Source organism: Vibrio sp. QJM3NY_39, assembly GCF_057785895.1.
The window spans coordinates 879889-895569 of the sequence record NZ_CM173505.1 but is presented as its reverse complement, the minus strand read 5'-3'; the positions used below and the strand labels follow the sequence as shown (position 1 = coordinate 895569).

16 protein-coding genes and 1 pseudogene are annotated in these 15681 nt (G+C 43.8%); 9 read left to right on the top strand and 8 right to left on the bottom strand.

Features of this window, described 5'->3' with window-relative positions:
* The first annotated feature begins 44 nt into the window (after positions 1 to 44).
* A complete protein-coding gene (locus AC3CHU_RS04185) occupies positions 45 to 1430 on the top strand; it encodes a peptide MFS transporter (protein ID WP_004734236.1) in 1386 nt (461 codons plus the stop codon).
* 90 nt (positions 1431 to 1520) lie between these two features.
* Here the strand turns inward: AC3CHU_RS04185 and hemH are convergent, their stop codons facing one another.
* The 3 genes from hemH to htpG form a co-directional block, all read right to left on the bottom strand.
* On the bottom strand, positions 1521 to 2483 hold the full coding sequence (gene hemH, locus AC3CHU_RS04180) for a ferrochelatase (protein WP_488525125.1): 963 nt from the start codon (positions 2481 to 2483) through the stop codon (positions 1521 to 1523).
* A 277-nt stretch (positions 2484 to 2760) separates the two neighbouring features.
* Positions 2761 to 3405 carry an adenylate kinase gene (adk, locus tag AC3CHU_RS04175; protein WP_009847341.1) on the bottom strand — a complete coding sequence of 215 codons (645 nt, stop codon included), beginning with the start codon at positions 3403 to 3405 and terminating at the stop codon, positions 2761 to 2763.
* A gap of 388 nt (positions 3406 to 3793) precedes the next feature.
* Complete coding sequence (gene htpG / locus AC3CHU_RS04170; RefSeq protein ID WP_004734239.1) at positions 3794 to 5698, bottom strand: molecular chaperone HtpG; 1905 nt, start codon at positions 5696 to 5698, stop codon at positions 3794 to 3796.
* A 269-nt stretch (positions 5699 to 5967) separates the two neighbouring features.
* On the opposite strand from htpG, the gene AC3CHU_RS04165 reads away from it, so the two are divergent.
* The 3 genes from AC3CHU_RS04165 to AC3CHU_RS04155 all read left to right on the top strand — a co-directional run bounded on the left by AC3CHU_RS04165 (position 5968) and on the right by AC3CHU_RS04155 (position 7847).
* On the top strand, positions 5968 to 6879 hold the full coding sequence (locus AC3CHU_RS04165; RefSeq protein ID WP_488525124.1) for a winged helix-turn-helix domain-containing protein: 912 nt from the start codon (positions 5968 to 5970) through the stop codon (positions 6877 to 6879).
* 1 nt (position 6880) lies between these two features.
* Positions 6881 to 7396 (top strand): regulatory protein ToxS, encoded by a 516-nt coding sequence (locus AC3CHU_RS04160; RefSeq protein WP_054547640.1) that lies wholly within the window; start codon positions 6881 to 6883, stop codon positions 7394 to 7396.
* Positions 7397 to 7526: 130 nt separating this feature from the next.
* Positions 7527 to 7847, top strand: a complete 321-nt coding sequence (locus AC3CHU_RS04155; protein ID WP_004734242.1) for an Rdx family protein — start codon at positions 7527 to 7529, stop codon at positions 7845 to 7847.
* 30 nt (positions 7848 to 7877) lie between these two features.
* On the opposite strand, the gene yfcE is transcribed toward AC3CHU_RS04155, so the two are convergent.
* The 5 genes from yfcE to AC3CHU_RS04130 are packed head-to-tail and all read right to left on the bottom strand — an operon-like array spanning position 7878 to position 10740.
* A complete protein-coding gene (yfcE, locus tag AC3CHU_RS04150) occupies positions 7878 to 8423 on the bottom strand; it encodes a phosphodiesterase (RefSeq protein WP_488525123.1) in 546 nt (181 codons plus the stop codon).
* A 47-nt stretch (positions 8424 to 8470) separates the two neighbouring features.
* The gene (locus AC3CHU_RS04145) at positions 8471 to 8878 is read right to left on the bottom strand and encodes a CBS domain-containing protein (RefSeq protein WP_050651629.1); all 408 of its coding nucleotides are present in this window, start codon (positions 8876 to 8878) and stop codon (positions 8471 to 8473) included.
* The gene (locus AC3CHU_RS04140) at positions 8875 to 9225 is read right to left on the bottom strand and encodes a P-II family nitrogen regulator (protein WP_054547637.1); all 351 of its coding nucleotides are present in this window, start codon (positions 9223 to 9225) and stop codon (positions 8875 to 8877) included. The genes AC3CHU_RS04145 and AC3CHU_RS04140 overlap by 4 nt, the downstream gene beginning before the upstream one ends.
* On the bottom strand, positions 9215 to 10009 hold the full coding sequence (locus AC3CHU_RS04135; protein WP_488525122.1) for a DUF1538 domain-containing protein: 795 nt from the start codon (positions 10007 to 10009) through the stop codon (positions 9215 to 9217). Before AC3CHU_RS04135 ends, AC3CHU_RS04140 begins: the two co-directional genes overlap by 11 nt.
* Positions 10006 to 10740, bottom strand: coding sequence for a DUF1538 domain-containing protein (locus AC3CHU_RS04130; RefSeq protein ID WP_017079455.1), 735 nt, complete (start codon positions 10738 to 10740; stop codon positions 10006 to 10008). The genes AC3CHU_RS04135 and AC3CHU_RS04130 overlap by 4 nt, the downstream gene beginning before the upstream one ends.
* Before the next feature lie 300 nt (positions 10741 to 11040).
* Here AC3CHU_RS04130 and AC3CHU_RS04125 point away from each other — a divergent pair, with 300 nt between their 5' ends.
* The 5 genes and pseudogenes from AC3CHU_RS04125 to AC3CHU_RS04105 all read left to right on the top strand — a co-directional run bounded on the left by AC3CHU_RS04125 (position 11041) and on the right by AC3CHU_RS04105 (position 15655).
* The gene (locus AC3CHU_RS04125) at positions 11041 to 11955 is read left to right on the top strand and encodes a TIGR01777 family oxidoreductase (protein ID WP_488525121.1); all 915 of its coding nucleotides are present in this window, start codon (positions 11041 to 11043) and stop codon (positions 11953 to 11955) included.
* 43 nt (positions 11956 to 11998) lie between these two features.
* A pseudogene (locus AC3CHU_RS04120) lies at positions 11999 to 12826 on the top strand (SDR family oxidoreductase).
* 394 nt (positions 12827 to 13220) lie between these two features.
* Entirely contained in the window at positions 13221 to 14075 is an 855-nt protein-coding gene (locus AC3CHU_RS04115; protein WP_488525120.1) for a co-chaperone YbbN, read from the top strand.
* 197 nt (positions 14076 to 14272) lie between these two features.
* Positions 14273 to 15202, top strand: coding sequence for an SPFH domain-containing protein (locus AC3CHU_RS04110; RefSeq protein ID WP_004734251.1), 930 nt, complete (start codon positions 14273 to 14275; stop codon positions 15200 to 15202).
* 3 nt (positions 15203 to 15205) lie between these two features.
* The gene (locus AC3CHU_RS04105) at positions 15206 to 15655 is read left to right on the top strand and encodes an NfeD family protein (protein ID WP_488525119.1); all 450 of its coding nucleotides are present in this window, start codon (positions 15206 to 15208) and stop codon (positions 15653 to 15655) included.
* Positions 15656 to 15681 lie beyond the last annotated feature (26 nt).

Genomic DNA, 15681 nt, shown 5'->3' with positions numbered 1-15681 from the left:
TGAGTGACTATAAAATCTTTTAATACCTAAAATTAGTAAAACTTATGCCAAGCAATCACAACATCTTTGGCCACCCTAGAGGCCTATTTCTACTTTTTAGCACAGAGCTATGGGAACGCTTCTCCTACTATGCAATGCGTGCCATCCTTGTTTTATTTCTTACCGATACCACTATCAATGGTGGCCTTGGTTGGTCAACAAAAGATGCCCTCGATCTTTATGGCATCTATACTGGTTTAGTCTATATCACGCCATTAATCGGCGGCTGGCTGGCCGATAACTACTTAGGACAACGTAAATCGATCCTAGTGGGCGGTGTATTAATGGCCTTAGGCCAATTTACGCTCGCTCTTCCTAACGGCGCTATTGGCTTAGACCAAGTAAATGCTCTTTATCTGGGTTTAGCACTGCTTATCAGTGGTAACGGTATGTTTAAACCAAACATCTCAACCATGGTTGGCGACCTATACCAAGAAGGCGATAACCGACGTGACGGCGCTTTCACCATTTTCTACATGGGCATCAACTTAGGCGCGCTACTGGGTGGCTTAATTTCAGGTGCTGCAGTCGATTCATTCGGCTGGAAAGCTGGCTTCCTAGCCGCTGGTATCGGTATGGTTATTAGCTTAGTTATGCAATTGACGATGGCTCAGTCATGGTTAGGCAACATTGGCTCAGTACCTGCAGCTGCACGAGCGAAAGCGCTGAACAAATCGAAAGAGAAAACACCACTGACCAAAGAAGAGTTCGACAGACTAAAAGTTATTCTAGTTATGGGTCTGTTCGTAATCGTTTTCTGGGCTGGCTTTGAACAAGCTGGCGGTTTGATGAACATCTACACTCAACAATATACTGACCGTATGATTGGTGGCTTTGAAGTTCCTGCAGCTTGGTTCCAATCTCTGAACCCATTTTTCATCATTACACTTGCACCAATCATTGCTGCATTTTGGGTCAAGCTTGGTAAGCGTGAACCAAACTCGCCAGTGAAATTTGCGATGGCGTTGTTTTTCTTAGCACTAGGCTTTGTGTGCATGATGGGCGCAGTAATGGAGCAAGGTGGCGACCTAACAGTCAAAACATCAATGCTATGGCTAGTCGGTGCTTTCTTCTTCCATACCCTTGGCGAGCTTTGTCTATCTCCTATTGGCCTGTCGTTGGTCACTAAGTTAGCTCCGCTTCGTCTGGCATCGTTAATGATGGGCGCATGGTTTGGTTTTAATGCTGTCGCAAACTACGTCGCTGGCCTTGTGGGTTCTCACGTTGGTGAGCTTGGCGCAATGTCTATCTTCGGTGGTATCGCAATTACAGCGACAATAAGTGGCGTCTTACTGCTTCTTTGTGCAGGTAAACTTGTATCATGGATGCATGGTGTAGAAACTAACATGACGCTTGAAGCAGAGCCAAAAGCAGAAACTTCTGTTGCTTAATATCTAGATCTATTTCAAAAAGAAACATCAAGATCAAAAAGGGCTGCTCAATGAGCAGCCCTTTTGTTATTTATTCTATTGGTATATTAGTTAGCGATGAAGCGCCACTAGCTCAGCCATCATATCGATGTGTGAGTCTCTGTCGTTAAGACACATAATGTAGCTAAAGCCTGAGCCACCAGCATCAATGAACGTCTCTTTACACTGGTCAGAAATCTCTTCCAACGTTTCCAAACAGTCAACCGAGAACGCAGGAGCCATGATATCAATCTTCTTGATGCCCTTACTCGGCAGTGATTCAAGTGTCTCGTCAGTGTAAGGCTTCAACCACTCTTCTCGACCAAATCGAGACTGGTATGTCATGGTGATATCGTCCGCTGATAAGCCTAACTCAGCAGCAAGTAATTTGGTCGTCGCTTCACAATGCTGAGGGTAGATGTCACCTTCATCAGCGAGTCGCTTCGGAATACCGTGGAAAGAACACACTAAATGATCGGCCCTACCATTTTCTTCCCAATGGCTACGAACACTTTCAGCCAGTGCTTTCGCATAGCTAGGGTGAGAATAATAATCTCGAATAAAGCGATAGCTCGGGATAACAGGCATTTTTTTGAAGGCTTTAGTTAAACCATCAGAAACGGCCGCTGTCGTTGTTCCTGAGTACTGAGGATACAGAGGTAGTACGATGATGTCTTCGACACCCTGCTCCATCAGTTGTTCGACACCCATCTTAAGACTTGGGTTGCCATAGGTCATACCCAGCGCAACAGGCATTTGCAATTTCTTCTGCAGTTTCTCAGCTTGTCTTTGTGAGTACACAAGCAGCGGTGATCCATCGTCCATCCAGACAGACTGATACAATTTAGCCACTTTCGGAGCTCGAATCGGTAAGATCACCCCATGTAAAATAGGACACCAAAGCCAGCGAGTTAGGTTTACCACTCGTTTGTCGTGTAAGAATTCACTTAAAAATCGGCGAACGCCAGCTGGAGTCGCGGTATCTGGTGTTCCTAGGTTAACCAGTAAAACGCCCTGCTTTTTATTATTTTCCATAGCTACCTGAGACCAATGTGTGATTTTCTGGAACGTAATATACTAATCTGCATAAATTTAAGATCATTGTTACGCAACTAAATTTAAGAATAGTCGTTCTTAACCTGAGTTATCGCAACATCACCTTGATCGTTAGCCGTGCGAATCTAAACCGTAGCGCGGAAATTATGCACAATCGATTTTATCTAGATTGGTATATGACTAAAAATTGAAACAAAAAAAGCGACCTTAAAGGTCGCTTCCAATATATCAAATTCTAAAACTGGCTGTTAGCCAATTATGCTAGTGCTTTCTCAAGTTCTGCACTAACTTCAGCAACTTGCTTAGTACCGTCGAACTTAAGGTACTTAGTGTTGCCTGCTTCAGCTTCTTTACCGTAGTAAGAAATAAGCGGAGCTGTTTGATCGTGGTATACACCTAGACGTGCACGAACTGTTTCTTCTTTGTCGTCATCACGAACCACTAGCTCTTCGCCAGTGATGTCATCTTTACCTTCTTCTTTAGGCGGGTTGTACACATTGTGGTATGTACGGCCAGAAGGAAGGTGAGCACGACGACCAGCCATACGCTCAACAATCACATCGTCAGCTACGTCGAATTCAACAACGTAGTCTACTGCGATACCCATTTCTTTTAGGCCATCAGCTTGAGGGATTGTGCGTGGGAAACCGTCTAGTAGGAAACCTTTCTCACAGTCATCTTGAGCGATACGCTCTTTGATAAGACCAAGGATAATTTCATCAGAAACTAGCTGACCCGCGTCGATTACTGATTTAGCTTGCTTACCAAGCTCAGTACCCGCTTTGATAGCAGCACGTAGCATGTCACCAGTTGAAATTTGAGGGATACCAAATTTGTTCATGATGAAGTTAGCTTGAGTACCTTTACCCGCGCCAGGAGCACCTAGAAGAATGATGCGCATGTTTAATCCTCTTATAAAAATTATGATTTATACCGAAGCTCACTATCCCGCCTTTCTGGTTTAATTTAGGTCAAACAAGAGAGGTTAGGTAACAACTGAGGCTAAGCACAACTGTAAACAGAAGCAAAACGGTAAGTTTCGGTATAATGTTTAAAAATCATACAACTGGAGACGATAGGTTCATAGTACCAGCTGATTAGGTCGAGCATTCTATCACATTAATATTCAATTTGGCTGAAATTAAGACTAAAGAATGTGTCGACAGCGTTTGCGTTCGTCTTGTTAGCAACTTTAGCAACATTTCGATGAAGTTAAGCGACGTTCATAAAAAAAGCCCGCATTCGCGAGCTTTTATTCATAATTATGGGCTTAGCCCAAAGTCGAAAGACTAGCGTTTTGTTAGTAGCTCGTTGATTGCACCTAAGAATTGTGACGGATCTTCCATTGAGCCCTTTTCAGCCAGCATAGCCTGGCCAAGTAATAGCTCAACCCAGCGACCAAACGCTTGTTCATCCGCTTCATCAGCCATCTGTTTAACTAGCGCATGTTCAGGGTTAATCTCAAAGATGTACTTCACCTCAGGAGCAGCTTGACCCGCAGCTTCAAGAAGTTTAGCCATTTGAGTGCCCATCTCGAAATCATCGGTAACAACAACAGCAGGTGTAGTTGCTAACTTGAATGTCGTGCGAACCTCTTTAACACGATCACCAAGATAAGATTGAGTGCGCTCAACAACAGATTTGAACTCTTCTTCTGCCTCTTTTTGCTTCTCTTTCTCTTCTTCGCCTTCGAACTTGCTTAGGTCTAAGCCCGCTTTGGTGATCGATTGGAACTGCTTACCATCAAAATCAGTAAGGTAGTTCATTACGTACTCATCAATACGATCGTACATTAGAACCACTTCGATACCTTTTGCTTTGAACTGCTCCAAATGCGGGCTGTTCTTAGCGGCAGCGTAGTTATCTGCTGTTAGGTAATAAATCTTGTCTTGACCTTCCTTCATACGTTCAACGTAAGACACTAGGCTGATAGCTTGGTCAGCAGAGTCAACTTCCGTTGATGAGAAGCGAAGTAAACCAGCGATTTTTTCTTTGTTCGCCATGTCTTCCGCTGGGCCTTCTTTCAGTACAAGGCCAAACTCTTTCCAAAACTCTAGGTACTTGTCGTTGTCATTCTTCGCCATGCGCTCAAGCATAGTCAGGACACGCTTGGTACATGCGCCACGAAGAGACTGAGTTACCTTATTATCTTGCAAGATTTCACGAGACACGTTCAGTGGTAGATCGTTTGAGTCAATCAAGCCGCGAACGAAACGCATGTAAGATGGCATGAACTGCTCTGCATCATCCATGATGAATACTCGCTGTACATAAAGCTTAAGGCCGCTCTTATGGTCACGATTCATCATATCCCAAGGTGCTTTAGCAGGGATGTAAAGTAGGCTTGTGTAGTCGTTCTTACCTTCAACTTTGTTATGGCTCCACGTTAATGGATCAGCAAAGTCGTGAGATACGTGCTTGTAAAACTCCTGGTACTCTTCTTTCTCGATATCAGACTTGTTACGAGTCCAAAGCGCTTGAGCCTTGTTAATCTGTTCCCAATGTTTCTCTTCGGTGTCTTTGCCTTCGTCATCTTTAACCGCAGTTAAGATTGAAACAGGGATACCGATGTGATCAGAGTATTTACCAATGACTTCACGCAGACGCCATTCATTTAGGAATTCTTTACCGTCTTCGCGCATATGAAGAATGATATCAGTACCACGAGACTCTTTAGTGATGTCTTCGATGGTGTAATCACCTTCCCCTGCAGAGTGCCACTGAACAGCTTCATTACTCGCTAGACCTGCTGCACGTGTGCGAACCGTTACCGCGTCTGCAACGATGAATGCAGAATAGAAACCAACACCAAATTGACCAATCAATTGAGAGTCTTTGCTTTGGTCTTCAGACAGCTTTGAGAAAAAGTCTGCAGTACCCGATTTAGCAATCGTACCTAAATGCTCAATAACGTTGTCGCGGCTCATGCCGATGCCGTTATCTGAAATCGTTAAAGTATTGGTTTCAGCGCTAAAAGATAATTTTACGCCTAGGTCTGCATCACCTTGGTAAAGGTCACCGTTTGACAAGGCTTGGAAACGAAGCTTATCAGCCGCGTCAGATGCATTAGAGATCAGCTCACGTAAGAAGATTTCTTTATTTGAATACAGTGAGTGAATCATTAGGTGAAGTAGTTGTTTTACTTCAGATTGAAAGCCACGAGTCTCTTTATTTTGCGTTGCTGTTTCGCTCATTTTTACTCCAAAACATCTATACTTTATGTTGAATACCATAGGGGCGTAACACTTGATGCCACTCTTATGTTCATTAACATGAGGATGACAAATGTAAATTCAAGGTCAAAAATCATAAAAACACTGTTTTTTTGATCTGTTTTTATTATCCTTGAGTCTGATAAATATAAAAGAACATAAAAGAAGCCATGATTTGGTGAAGAATTAACGGAACTTCACCTGAGATTTGTCTATTTCGCACTCAAAATTATCCAAAATAGAAGAATTCAATGAGCAATATCGGCACAAAGTTTATTCTCGCACAGCGGTTCGTATTCGACCCAAATAGCAATTCACTTGTTGATCAAATGAGCGACGGCGAAGTCGTGCGCCTTGGCAGCAATGAAAGCCGCATTCTCCTGATGCTGTCAGAAAGACCCAATGAAGTTATCACTCGTAATGAATTGCACGAGTATGTTTGGCGAGATCAAGGCTTTGAGGTTGATGACTCAAGCTTAACGCAAGCAGTTTCGACCCTGAGAAAGATGCTCAAGGACTCGACCAAATCTCCAGAATTCGTAAAAACGGTACCTAAACGCGGTTACCAATTTATTGCAACCGTTGAACGCTCTGCACCACTTTCATCAAATGATCAGCCAGCAGCGGCTGAAATTGCAGAAAATGACGTAGAACCTATCTTAACGTTTGCAACGCCTACAATGACCGAAGAAGCAATGACTGAAGCTGTTGAGCCCGAGTCAATTACAAAGTTTCAAGAAACCAAAGTTGAAGTGGAACCAGCAACAACACCAACTGCGACCCCGGTTAAAAGCACCAATAAGTGGTTAGCGTTTTCGTTATTGCTTGCGGCTTTCATCATACCAATTCTGGTTTTAACGTTTACTAACCCCGCAGAATCCGAGTTCAGAACATTGACTGAAGTGGATGGTGTAAAGATTCAAACCCCAATCAATCATCCTGATCTCAGCAGTTGGCTACCTGCGATAGAGAAGTGTGTATTGCGCTACAACACCAATCACACTGGCATGCTGAAACCGACTGAGGTGATTGCAACTGGTGGACAAACCAACAACCTTGCCCTCAACTACATTCACCCGCAAGATTACTCTAGCGAAAATGTAACCCTAAGAATTTACGCAAACCAGTCGGATGTAAACGACATTTGTAACGGTGGTCAGTAACATGAAACTAAAAGTATCGATTATTTTACTGGTTCTATCTGCATTTTTAAGTGGTTGGTTATATTGGGGCAGTGATGCAAAAGTAGAGCGCTTGCTCACTCAGCATGAATGGCAATCGAAAATGGTGACTCTGATTAGCGATAACAAGCAAGCTGATTCAATCGGGCCGCTTCGTAAAGTTGAATTGTCATCGAATGCGAAATACCTACCAAATGGTACGTACCTGAGAATGTCAGTGGTTAGGCTGTACAGCACTCAAACTGCACCTGCGAATGTCATCAACATATCTGAAACAGGTCAGTGGGATATTAACGATAACTATTTACTGATTTCGCCAACGGAGTTTAAAGATGTAACTTCTGCTGAGCGCCAAGACTTTTCGGAAGAGCAACTCGAACTTATCACTCAAGTGATTAAGATGGATGCAGAGCAAAGCCGACGCATTGATATTATTAATCAGAAGGCACTGCTGCTCACTAGCTTAAATCACGGTTCTACCGTTTTGTTCTCAAACTAAAACTCTGCAGTTATTTATGTATATCAATAGCTGAATACCATTAAACGGTATATCAATAGAAGGGGCATGATGCCCCTTTTTTGTTAGCCGTTGGTATCAAATTACGGATGTAGCATTTTAAGGATTAACTATGAATACGGATCAACCAAATCTGACGCCAGCAAAAGAGACAGCAACAAAAGCGACAATCGCAATACACTATTGCCGTCAGTGTAATTGGATGCTTCGTTCAAGTTGGTTATGCCAAGAGCTGCTGCATACCTTTAGCGAAGAAATTGAACAAGTGAGCTTGCATCCAGACACCGGAGGCAGGTTCGAAATCTTTTGTAATGGTGTGCAGATTTGGGAAAGAAAAGCAGATGAAGGTTTTCCAGAAGCGAAAGTTCTGAAGCAAAGAGTGCGAAACATCATTGCTCCAGACAGGGACCTCGGCCACGTAGACTCAAAGTGAGCCTTTTCTAACGCCGCCGATTGAGTTTATTTAAAGCTCGCCACTCACAATTACGTCACCTTCAAGGCTAATGACTTTAAAGGTATTATTTTCATAGATGCCATGGCTCGCTGCGTGACCATCTCGTGGGAATGTCACCGAACTAGGGTTAAAGGTAAAGATATCATCTTGGTATTCGGCAACTGGAATATGGGTATGCCCATGGGCAATAATATCACCCGCTTTTAGTGCTGGTCGTTTAGTGGTGTTATACAAATGACCATGGGTTAGAAAGATACGCTGACCTGATTCCAATAACACCCATGAGTAATCCATCATCATTGGAAAAGACAACAGCATTTGATCCACTTCACTGTCGCAGTTACCACGAACGGCGATGATCTCTTGAGAAAACGCATTCAATTTCTCTGCAACCGCCGGCGGATTGTATCCTTCGGGAATCGGGTTTCTTGGACCATGATTCAGAATGTCACCCAATAGCACTAAATATTGCGCACCAGACGCTTGGTAGAGTTCTAATACCTTTTCTGTTGCTGGCAGCGAACCGTGTAGGTCTGAAGCAAAAAATAATTTCACACGTACTTCTCCATAAAATTTATGAGCCTATTGTACGTATCTAAATGCTACACGTCATCTCTCACCATACCGTTGATCACGATATTATTGTAACTAACCATACCGACTATTTTGTTATCACGAACTACTGGCGCGCGACTGATACCAAAGCGTTCAAACAGGCGAGCGCAATACTTTACGTTCATCTCAGCAGACACGCTTAGCGCTGGCTTGGTCATGATTTCATAAACATTGGTTCGCTTGGGAGATCGATTCTTAGCCAACACTTTCTTTGCTATATCATTCATCAACACGATACCGTACTCGTCATCCTCATGGCGTTTATCGACGATGATCGCTTTCACTTTGTGCTTCTTCGCCATCTCTATCGCTTCTAACACCGTAGTTAGCCCATCGATAATCACATACGTATTGGCCATGACATCGCCTACTCGGATCTTTTCACTGGTACTCATAGCTCATCCTCCACAACCTTTGTTAACGTCTCAACTTGGTGCGCAACGCCTACTGCATCTTCCACATCTATCTGTACTGCAATACCCTGTCCCGATTCTTGGTCAAACTCCCCCACTTCACTAATTCTTTCGAGAATATGCCTTGCTAGATGCTCCTCAACGACAAACAGCAGCACATCTTTTTGCACCTCTAATGTTAATCCGAAGAAGGTGCGCTTTTGGTTTAAGCCCTGCCCTCTGGCATTATTAATCACGGTTGCTCCGGTTGCGCCCGCATCACGCGCGGCATCGAGCACAGTGTCGGTTTTGCTCTCTTCTACAAACGCTAGGATAAGTTTAAAGCGCATCTTTGCTCTCCTTAGAGGTGTGTAAACGGTTTAACCATTGGGTTATTTGGGCGTAGCTCATCACCGAAATAATGGGGAACAAACTCGCAAAGGCGATTAAGCCGAAACCGTCTATTACTGGATTTCGCCCCGGTACAGTTGAAGCAAGCCCTAATCCAAGAGCCGTCACTAAAGGCACAGTCACGGTAGATGTCGTAACCCCGCCTGAATCGTAGGCCAATGGAATGATCAATTTGGGGGCGTAAAAGGTTTGAATCACCACAATGACATAGCCACAAATAATGTAGTAATGGATAGGATCGCCCGCAACAATACGGTAGCTACCCAATGAGATACCGATGGCAACGCCTAATGCCACGGCGATTCTCAGTCCGTTAACACTGATACTGCCACCGGATACTTGGTTTGCCTTAATCGCTACAGCAATCAAAGAAGGCTCGGCTATCGTGGTACTAAAACCAAGACAAAACGCAAACAGGTAAACCCAGTAATAATCAAACCAAGCCAATGAAAGACCAGAGCTGATCTTAAACTCAGTCAAAAAGCTTGGTTCGGTGAGTTGCATTGCCATCGTCTCCCCTAGAGGGAATAACGCGAGCTCCAACCCCATCAAAAAGAGTGATAAGCCAAGAATGACGTAAAAGAAACCGATGAGCACTTTGGCAAGGTTATTGACAGGCTTACGCAGTACCGCTAACTGAAAACCAAAGATGATCACCGCAATCGGAATCACATCCATCACAGTGCCTAGAAAGGTGTCGATAAATTGCTGCACACTGATCATGTCACCACCATCCCGTACACCATGACAAACATCATCGGCAGAAGTGAAGCAAACGCGATCAATCCAAAGCCATCAATCATAGGGTTTCGTCCTTTAATCGCCGAGGCTAAACCTACGCCTAATGCGGTCACTAACGGAACGGTGATCGTCGATGTTGTGACGCCGCCAGAGTCGTACGCAATCCCAATAATGTTTTCCGGGGCAAATGCAGTGAGCACCACAACTCCAATATAACCACCGATGATCATGTACTGAATTGGCCAACCTTTTAAGATCCGAAGTACGCCTAATAGAATCGCAATACCGACCGATAACGCCACGGTGAAGCGCAGGCCATCGGCATATTGTTCCCTTTCATCTAAAGAGTTAGGAATAACACCACCTTCAGCTGCAACTTCTGCTGCTTCAGCAGCCACTGCGGTTAACGCGGGTTCGGCAATGGTGGTACCAAAGCCCAAACAAAAAGCGAAGGTCAATAACCAAAACACGCTCCCCTTACGAGCAAAAGCTTGAGCCATAGACTCGCCAATTGGGAACAGACCCATTTCAAGGCCAAAGATAAAAAAAGTCAGTCCAAAAACCACCAGCACTAAGCCAGTTAGAATAGACAAAAGATGAGGGAGTGGCTCTTGCAAAACAGCAAGCTGGAAGAAAGCAATCACCGCCACGATCGGCAAGAGATCCCTTAGACTACCTAACATGGCTCGAAACAAAGCAAGCACTGCCGTCATCGCAACTCCTAGTCATTGAAATTGTATCTGGTTATTAATTACTAATAATCATGGCAAATCCTTATCATTCCTTATGTGACAAATATTACGCAGTTGGTAACATATCCGAGTAAAGTCCATAAGTGTGATAGCGGTATACATCCTAACTTGATGAATTTAATTTCATTCTTTCGTAAATTGATACGGCGTAATTTGGGTATCACACGATTGAAACCAACTGATCGTTATAGTGATTTTTTCGTATTGATTGGCGTTCAAAAACAAGCCATGTCTATAATTATGTTTAATAGGGAGATTGGTATGAAGATATTGTTAACTGGTGGTACGGGATTTATTGGTTCTGAATTGGTCAAAAGCTGGAACACTGACGACGTGACATTATTGACGCGGAGCCCCGAAAAAGCGAAGCAAAACCTAAATCATCTGAACCAGAATAACCTTCATTACATTCAATATCTTGATGGACTGAGCGACCTCAATGACTTCGATGTAGTGGTCAATCTTGCTGGCGAACCTATCGCTGACAAGCGCTGGAGTGCGGAGCAAAAAGAGAGGATCTGTAACAGCCGCTGGCACATTACTGAAAAACTGGTCGAGTTAATTCATGCCAGCAGCAACCCGCCGAAGGCTTTTATTAGCGGCTCAGCCGTGGGTTACTATGGTGATCAACAGCAACATCCGTTTGACGAATCACTACAAGTAGAAGATGAAAGCTTTCCTCACAAAGTTTGCACTCATTGGGAAGAGATAGCCAAGAGAGCACAATCAGAAAGAACACGCGTGATACTACTGCGAACAGGTATTGTACTTGGTGAAAATGGCGGTGCGCTCAAAAAGATGCTTATGCCGTACAAACTCGGAGTTGGTGGACCGCTAGGTTCAGGCGAGCAATACATGCCTTGGATTCACATGCTGGATATGGTGAGAGCCATCAACCACTTATTGTCGATGCCTCACGCTCAAGGGGAATTTAATATGTGTGCCCCGCACCCTGTCACCAACAAACTGTTCAGCAGCACACTCGCCAAACAACTACGCCGACCTCATTTCTTATTCACTCCTAAATGGGCAATGTCGCTTCTGATGGGTGAATCTTCTTGTCTGCTCTTTGACAGCATTCGTTCCAAACCAAAGAAGCTCACTGAAATGGGGTTTATCTTTAGTTACTCAAGAATCGAACCGACACTAAAAAACTTGTTACAACATCAAGACTAATTCTTTACTCTAAAGCGATAGAGACTCTAATAAAGGATTAAGTGTGAACAAGTCGATTCTTATCACTGGTTGCTCAACAGGCATTGGCTATACATGTGCTCATGCACTTCAAAAACGTGGCTTTCATGTCATTGCATCTTGCCGTGACCCACAGGATGTTCAACGCCTTCAAGATGAAGGCCTCACTTGTATTCAATTAGATCTTTCCAACCAAGAGAGTATCGAGAATGGCGCCAAGCTTGCGATTGCACTCGCACCTAACGGGTTGTATGGGTTATTCAATAACGGCGCTTACGGTCAAGCAGGCGCGCTAGAAGACTTACCGACCCAAGGTCTCAAGGAGCAATTCGAAACCAACTTCTTTGGTTGGCATCATCTTGTTTGTCAGATCCTCCCGCACATGCGCGAACGTGGTGAAGGCCGAATCGTGCAAAACAGTTCCGTATTAGGTTTTGCCGCCATGAAATATCGTGGCGCTTATAATGCGTAAAAGTTCGCAATTGAAGGCTGGACAGATACCTTGCGTTTAGAGCTGCATGGCAGAGGTATATACATCTCGTTACTGCAACCTGGGCCAATTGAGACTCAATTTAGAACCAATGCCCTGAAAGCATTCAATAAATGGATCAACATTTCTGGCAGTGCTCACCAAGACGCTTACCAACAACAAAAAGACCGACTCGAAAAGGCGTCATCGAACAACGCTTTTGTTCTGCCACCTGAGAGTTGTATCGAACCTGTATTTCACGCACTTTCGGCCAATAAACCCAAGCTAAGATACCGAGTTACGACCCCGACTAAAGTGTTCGCGGTATTGAAAAGGATTCTACCGAGTCGCTGGTTAGACCCTATTTTGAGAAAAGCTGCATAATTTTCTAACTTTGAATGCACAGTCGCAAACTTTAATGTAACGATGTAATTTTTCCGTAACAATAAGATGTCATGATTTATCCTATCTCATCAATTACTCCCAATTGGTGAATCTAATCTGGATATTTCATGACTTTAAACCGCCTTAATTGGGTAGGTTTGAGTGTGGCGATTACGTTGTTTATTCTATTTTGAGTATCTCACGCAATACCTCACTGACCACCTCAATGATTACGCTATGCCTTCTATGTAGAGATAAACATCCTACCAACATCGAAGCATAGCGTTTTTATTTTTGTCTCTTTTTATCTGAGATACTCCAGTTAGATCTTGAAGTTACCGACTTATCCCCCCATATTTGCAACGTATCCATAAACAAACCTCAAGGAACGTAAATGCAATCTCCGCATATTGTTGAACTTAATGAGCAGAACTTTCGTCAAGTATTAGAAGGTTCGATGCAGACCCCTGTACTCATCCAATTTTGGGCACCAATGAGCCAAGAGAGCGCCCAAGTCATTCCTGAACTGCAAACATTAACTCAGCAATACAATGGCGCTTTCACCCTAGCTTTATTGAACTGCGAGCAAGAGCAAGCCATTGCTAGCCAATTTGGGGTTCAAGCACTACCGACCATTGCACTGTTTGTTAACGGTCAGCCTGTCGATGGGCTTGGTGGCCCTCAGAGCTTAGAAGCCATTGTTGAAATGCTAAACAAGCACCTTCCTAGCCAAGATGAACTTGCATTACGTCAAGCTCTAGAGCAAATGCAAGCAGGTGAGCACACACAAGCACTAGCAGCTATGCAGCAACTCCCAGCAGAGCTGACGAATAAAGGTGAAGTAAAACTGGCGATCGCAGAGTGTTTGTTAGAAACGCAACAGTTTGATCTTGCTGAAACTCAGCTAGCCACCATTCCTCTAGAGTACCAAGACAACTACTACAAAGGCTTAGTCGCGAAACTTGAACTTCACAAGCAAGCAGCAGACAGCCCTGAAATACAGGCATTAGAAACCGCTCTGCAGCAAGACTCTAATGACGCTAAGACTGCCTCTGAGTTAGCATTGCAATATCACCAAGTGAACCGCAACGAAGAAGCGATGGAGCTGTTGTGGTCTTTCCTAGCAAAAGATCTAAATACTTGCGATGGCGATATGAAAAAAGAGTTCATGGACATCTTAAGTGCGCTTGGGCAAGGGAACCCAGTTGCCAGTAAGTACCGTCGACAACTGTACTCTCTGCTTTACTAACAAAACCCTAAAATCGTTAGATTGAACATCGAAAACTGACAATTTAATCAATTAGTTTATCGAATTAAATAATATAAAATGGGCCATAAAATCAATATTTTATGGCCCATTTCTCGTTTATAAATTTGCTCAGAATTTAAATATGAGTCAGTATCAATAGTGAACTATCAAAAACTTAAACTTGCAAAGGATTTTGTATGGCTATTGATACATTGATTACTATTGGCGTCTTTACTGTCGTCGCACTACTGTTCATTTTCGCTGGTGTCAAAACCGTTCCACAGGGCAATAACTGGACCGTAGAACGCTTTGGCCGCTATACACAGACACTCAAACCAGGCCTAAACCTGATCATTCCATTTATCGATAAAGTCGGACAACGCATCAGTATGATGGAGCGAGTTCTCGATATCCCAGCTCAAGAAGTCATCTCCAAAGATAATGCTAATGTCATGATTGATGCAGTTTGCTTCGTACAAGTTATCGATGCACCGAAAGCGGCTTATGAAGTAAATGACCTTGAGCATGCGATCCGTAATTTAACCCTCACCAATATCCGTACAGTACTTGGCTCTATGGAACTGGATGAAATGCTTAGCCAGCGTGACATGATCAATACCAAGCTGCTAAATATCGTGGATGAAGCAACTAACCCATGGGGCGTAAAAGTTACTCGTATCGAAATCAAAGATGTACAGCCACCAGCTGATCTAACCGCCGCGATGAATGCCCAGATGAAAGCTGAGCGAAACAAACGTGCCGACATTTTATCGGCTGAAGGTGTCAGACAAGCTGAGATCCTAAAAGCGGAAGGTCATAAGCAATCAGAAATCTTAAAAGCGGAAGGTCAAAAGCAAGCAGCCATCCTGCAAGCAGAAGCTCGTGAGCGTGCAGCAGAAGCAGAAGCTAAAGCGACAGAAATGGTGTCGACGGCCATCGCTCAAGGTGACATGCAAGCGGTCAATTACTTTATTGCACAAGGTTACACCGACGCATTGAAGTCTATTGGCCAAGCTGAAAACGGCAAGATAATCATGCTACCACTCGAAGCGACTGGCCTAATGGGTTCTGTTGCAGGTATCGCAGAGATGTTTGCACAAAGCAACGACAAGGGTAGTAAGGACTAACTTATGTTCGAGTTACTAGAGCAAGTAAACCACTGGCATTGGTTAGCATTTGGTCTAGCGCTGCTAGCCCTAGAGCTGGTTGGTACTGCTGGTTACTTTTTGTGGATAGGCATATCTGCCATGTTGGTCGGAGCGCTATTAGGCGCGCTACCAATCGGTTGGCAGATGCAATGGTTGTCCTTTGCGAGCTTTTCACTTATCACCACTTGGTTGTGGTGGAGAAGACAACTATCTAATGACAAGCAGTCAGATGCTGGACGAGAGCTAAATCAAAGAGAAAAACAACTTGTAGGGCAAACTGTTTTTCTTACCGAAGAGGTCAAAAGAGGCAACTGCCGAATTAAGGTAGGAGACTCTTCTTGGTCAGCAAGAGCTAGCCAAGATATTCCATCAGGCACAGAAATTAAGATTGTGGATTTAGACGGAATAATTCTAATAATCCAGCCTTTATAGCTAATTGGCATATTAGGCCTACATTA